The sequence below is a fragment of the Dermacoccus sp. Tok2021 genome (genome assembly GCF_019895135.1).
Lineage (GTDB): Bacteria > Actinomycetota > Actinomycetes > Actinomycetales > Dermatophilaceae > Dermacoccus > Dermacoccus abyssi.
Genome location: NZ_JAGTHU010000044.1, coordinates 1 through 5207, shown reverse-complemented (window position 1 = coordinate 5207; position 5207 = coordinate 1). Strand labels below are relative to the sequence as shown.

3 rRNA genes are annotated in these 5207 nt (G+C 55.2%); all 3 read right to left on the bottom strand.

The features are described 5' to 3' along the window. Positions 1-18 precede the first annotated feature (18 nt). Positions 19-136 (bottom strand): 5S ribosomal RNA (gene rrf, locus K9D12_RS14685). Positions 137-223: 87 nt separating this feature from the next. Beyond that, positions 224-3328: ribosomal RNA gene (locus K9D12_RS14680) — 23S ribosomal RNA — on the bottom strand. 352 nt (positions 3329-3680) lie between these two features. Further along, a 16S ribosomal RNA gene (locus K9D12_RS14675) occupies positions 3681-5203 on the bottom strand. Together the 16S, 23S and 5S rRNA genes form the textbook arrangement of a ribosomal RNA operon. Between the last annotated feature and the right edge of the window lie 4 nt (positions 5204-5207).

Sequence of the window (5207 nt, the reverse complement as noted above, 5' to 3'; positions counted from 1 at the left end):
CCTTCTCTTTTTGAAGGAGTCCGGCGGTGTCCTACTCTCCCACACCCTGGCGAGTGCAGTACCATCGGCGCTGAAGGGCTTAGCTTCCGGGTTCGGAATGTGACCGGGCGTTTCCCACTTCGCTATAACCACCGTAACACTATGAAACTAACCAACTCATCTGACGAGATGTGGTTGTTGTTTCAGAATTACACAGGGACGCGAGCACCAGAACACTTGGTGATGTTTTAAGTTGTCGGTTTATTAGTACCGGTCAGCTTCACTCATTACTGAGCTTCCACATCCGGCCTATCAACCCTATCGTCTCTGGGGAACCTCTCAACACCGTAGTGTTATGGAAACCTTATCTTGAAGCGTGCTTCCCGCTTAGATGCTTTCAGCGGTTATCACTTCCGAACGTAGCCAATCAGCCGTGCCCTTGGCAGAACAACTGACACACCAGAGGTTCGTCCATCCCGGTCCTCTCGTACTAGGGACAGGTCTTCTCAAGTTTCCTACGCGCACAGCGGATAGGGACCGAACTGTCTCACGACGTTCTAAACCCAGCTCGCGTACCGCTTTAATGGGCGAACAGCCCAACCCTTGGGACCTACTCCAGCCCCAGGATGCGACGAGCCGACATCGAGGTGCCAAACCATGCCGTCGATATGAGCTCTTGGGCAAGATCAGCCTGTTATCCCCGGGGTACCTTTTATCCGTTGAGCGACGGCGCTTCCACAAGCCACCGTCGGGTCACTAGTCCCCACTTTCGTGCCTGCTCGACATGTCTGTCTCACAGTCAAGCTCCCTTGTGCACTTACACTCAAAACCTGATTGCCAACCAGGCTGAGGGAACCTTTGGGCGCCTCCGTTACCCTTTGGGAGGCAACCGCCCCAGTTAAACTACCCATCAGGCACTGTCCCTGATCCGGATCACGGACCGAAGTTAGGAGCTCAATACGACCAGAGTGGTATTTCAACAATGACTCCACACCAGCTGGCGCTAATGCTTCACAGTCTCCCACCTATCCTACACAAGCCGTACCGAACACCAATACCAAACTGTAGTAAAGGTCCCGGGGTCTTTCCGTCCTGCTGCGCGTAACGAGCATCTTTACTCGTACTGCAATTTCGCCGAGTTCGTGGTTGAGACAGTGGAGAAGTCGTTACGCCATTCGTGCAGGTCGGAACTTACCCGACAAGGAATTTCGCTACCTTAGGATGGTTATAGTTACCACCGCCGTTTACTGGGGCTTAAATTCTCAGCTTCGCCACACAAGGTGACTAACCAGTCCTCTTAACCTTCCAGCACCGGGCAGGCGTCAGTCCGTATACATCGAATTACTTCTTCGCACGGACCTGTGTTTTTAGTAAACAGTCGCTTCTCCCTGGTCTCTGCGACCCTCACCCCTAGCACGCAAGTGCTTCAAGGCTTGGGCCCCCCTTCTCCCGAAGTTACGGGGGCATTTTGCCGAATTCCTTAACCACGATTCACTCGATCGCCTTAGTATTCTCTACCTAACCACCTGAGTCGGTTTGGGGTACGGGCGGCTCGAACCTCGCTAGAAGTTTTTCTCGACAGCATAGGATCACCCTACTTCCCACATACGTGGTCACCATCACATCTCAGCCAATACGACGTCCGGATTTGCCTAGACGTTCGGCCTACATGCTTGAACGGGGACAACCATCGCCCCGCGGAGGCTACCTTCCTGCGTCACTCCATCGCTTACCTACTACACGATCGGGTCCCACGCTCCCCATGAACAATGAGCCCGAAGGCTCGGCGTTCATGGTTCGGGTGGTTAGCATCCCATGGTTCAGTATGGGCGGTTCTTCGCCGGTTCCGGAATATCAACCGGATGTCCATCGACTACGCCTGTCGGCCTCGCCTTAGGTCCCGACTTACCCAGGGCAGATTAGCTTGACCCTGGAACCCTTGGTTATTCGGCGGACGGGTTTCTCACCCGTCATTCGCTACTCATGCCTGCATTCTCACTCGTGTAGCATCCACGACTCGATCACTCGGCCGCTTCACTCGCCACACGACGCTCCCCTACCCAACAACACCCCCGTTAAGGGTATGTGTGTCATTGCCACAGCTTCGGTGATGTGCTTGAGCCCCGCTACATTGTCGGCGCAGAATCACTTGACCAGTGAGCTATTACGCACTCTTTAAAGGGTGGCTGCTTCTAAGCCAACCTCCTGGTTGTCACAGCAACTCCACATCCTTTCCCACTTAGCACACGCTTAGGGACCTTAGCTGATGATCTGGGCTGTTTCCCTCTCGACTACGAAGCTTATCCCCCGCAGTCTCACTGCCACGCTCTCACTTACCGGCATTCGGAGTTTGGTTGACGTCAGTAACCCGGTGGGGCCCATCAGCCATCCAGTAGCTCTACCTCCGGCAAGAAACACGCGACGCTGCACCTAAATGCATTTCGGGGAGAACCAGCTATCACGGAGTTTGATTGGCCTTTCACCCCTACCCACAGCTCATCCCCTCAGTTTTCAACCTAAGTGGGTTCGGTCCTCCACGCCGTCTTACCGGCGCTTCAACCTGGCCATGGGTAGATCACTCCGCTTCGGGTCTAGACCCAGCGACTCAAACGCCCTCTTCGGACTCGCTTTCGCTACGGCTACCCCACACGGGTTAACCTCGCCACTGAGCACTAACTCGCAGGCTCATTCTTCAAAAGGCACGCCGTCACCCCACACAGAGGCTCCGACGGATTGTAAGCACACGGTTTCAGGATCTATTTCACTCCCCTCCCGGGGTTCTTTTCACCTTTCCCTCACGGTACTAGTCCGCTATCGGTCACCAGGGAATATTTAGGCTTAGCAGGTGGTCCTGCCAGATTCACACGAGATTTCACGGGCCCCGTGCTACTTGGGAAACAGCACAACACAGCCAGCTATGTTTCGTCTACGGGAGTCGCACCCTCTACGCCCAGCCATTCAAAACTGTTCGACTACACAACTGGTTTCTTACTGCGCACCCTGCTGTCAGACAAGGTCAGCACTGTCCCACAACCCCACAACCGCAACCCCTGACAGGTCTCACACGATCATGGTTTAGCCTCATCCGCTTTCGCTCGCCACTACTCACGGAATCACTCTTGTTTTCTCTTCCTGTGGGTACTGAGATGTTTCACTTCCCCACGTTCCCTCCCAACACCCTATGTGTTCAGGTGCAGGTGACCAGACATGATTCTGGTCGGGTTTCCCCATTCGGAAATCCCCGGATCACAGCCTGTTTATCGACTCCCCGAGGCATATCGCAGATTACAACGTCCTTCATCGGTTCCTGGTGCCAAGGCATCCACCGTGTGCCCTTAAAAACTTAAAGATCACAGATACTAGATGCTCGCGTCCACTGTGTAATTCTCAAACAACACGCCACACACCAACCAACCCACCACAACCACACCGAACCCTCACAGGTCCTCACGTGCAGTCGTTCGTGGCCGGGCTGTCAGTGCCAGCCAAACCCCAGAACACGCATGATGCATGTCCTGAGAACCCAACAACGCGCCAATCACACCCACCACCCCACCTCGGCCAGCCCGTTCCCCACACCATCCGAAGACAGTGTTGTACTTGAGCTTGCTCGAGCGAGCAGTGCGTGCACCATGATCATCGTTCCACCCAGCACACTCCCATCACACACGCGGTGATGCAAGAGCTCATGTGCTCCTTAGAAAGGAGGTGATCCAGCCGCACCTTCCGGTACGGCTACCTTGTTACGACTTAGTCCCAATCGCCAGTCCCACCTTCGACGGCTCCCCCCACAAGGGTTAGGCCACCGGCTTCGGGTGTTACCAACTTTCGTGACTTGACGGGCGGTGTGTACAAGGCCCGGGAACGTATTCACCGCAGCGTTGCTGATCTGCGATTACTAGCGACTCCGACTTCATGGGGTCGAGTTGCAGACCCCAATCCGAACTGAGACCGGTTTTTTGGGATTAGCTCCACCTCACAGTTTCGCAACCCTCTGTACCGGCCATTGTAGCATGCGTGAAGCCCAAGACATAAGGGGCATGATGATTTGACGTCATCCCCACCTTCCTCCGAGTTGACCCCGGCAGTCTCCCATGAGTCCCCACCATCACGTGCTGGCAACATGGAACGAGGGTTGCGCTCGTTGCGGGACTTAACCCAACATCTCACGACACGAGCTGACGACAACCATGCACCACCTGTACACCAGTCCGAAGACGCACACATCTCTGCATGATTCCGGTGTATGTCAAGCCTTGGTAAGGTTCTTCGCGTTGCATCGAATTAATCCGCATGCTCCGCCGCTTGTGCGGGCCCCCGTCAATTCCTTTGAGTTTTAGCCTTGCGGCCGTACTCCCCAGGCGGGGCGCTTAATGCGTTAGCTGCGGCACGGAACTCGTGGAATGAGCCCCACACCTAGCGCCCAACGTTTACGGCATGGACTACCAGGGTATCTAATCCTGTTCGCTCCCCATGCTTTCGCTTCTCAGCGTCAGTAATGGCCCAGAGACCTGCCTTCGCCATCGGTGTTCCTCCTGATATCTGCGCATTTCACCGCTACACCAGGAATTCCAGTCTCCCCTACCATACTCTAGTCTGCCCGTACCCACTGCAGAACCGGAGTTAAGCCCCGGTCTTTCACAGCAGACGCGACAAACCGCCTACAAGCTCTTTACGCCCAATAATTCCGGACAACGCTCGCACCCTACGTATTACCGCGGCTGCTGGCACGTAGTTAGCCGGTGCTTCTTCTCCAGGTACCGTCACGTTAGCTTCGTCCCTGGTGAAAGAGGTTTACAACCCGAAGGCCGTCATCCCTCACGCGGCGTCGCTGCATCAGGCTTTCGCCCATTGTGCAATATTCCCCACTGCTGCCTCCCGTAGGAGTCTGGGCCGTGTCTCAGTCCCAGTGTGGCCGGTCGCCCTCTCAGGCCGGCTACCCGTCGTCGCCTTGGTAGGCCATTACCCCACCAACAAGCTGATAGGCCGCGAGTCCATCCCCCACCAAAAAATCTTTCCACCAACACACCATGCAGTGATTGGTCATATCCAGTATTAGACCCAGTTTCCCAGGCTTATCCCAGAGTAGGGGGCAGGTTACTCACGTGTTACTCACCCGTTCGCCACTAATCCACACCAGCAAGCTGGCGCTTCATCGTTCGACTTGCATGTGTTAAGCACGCCGCCAGCGTTCGTCCTGAGCCAGGATCAAACTCTCCGTTAAAAAA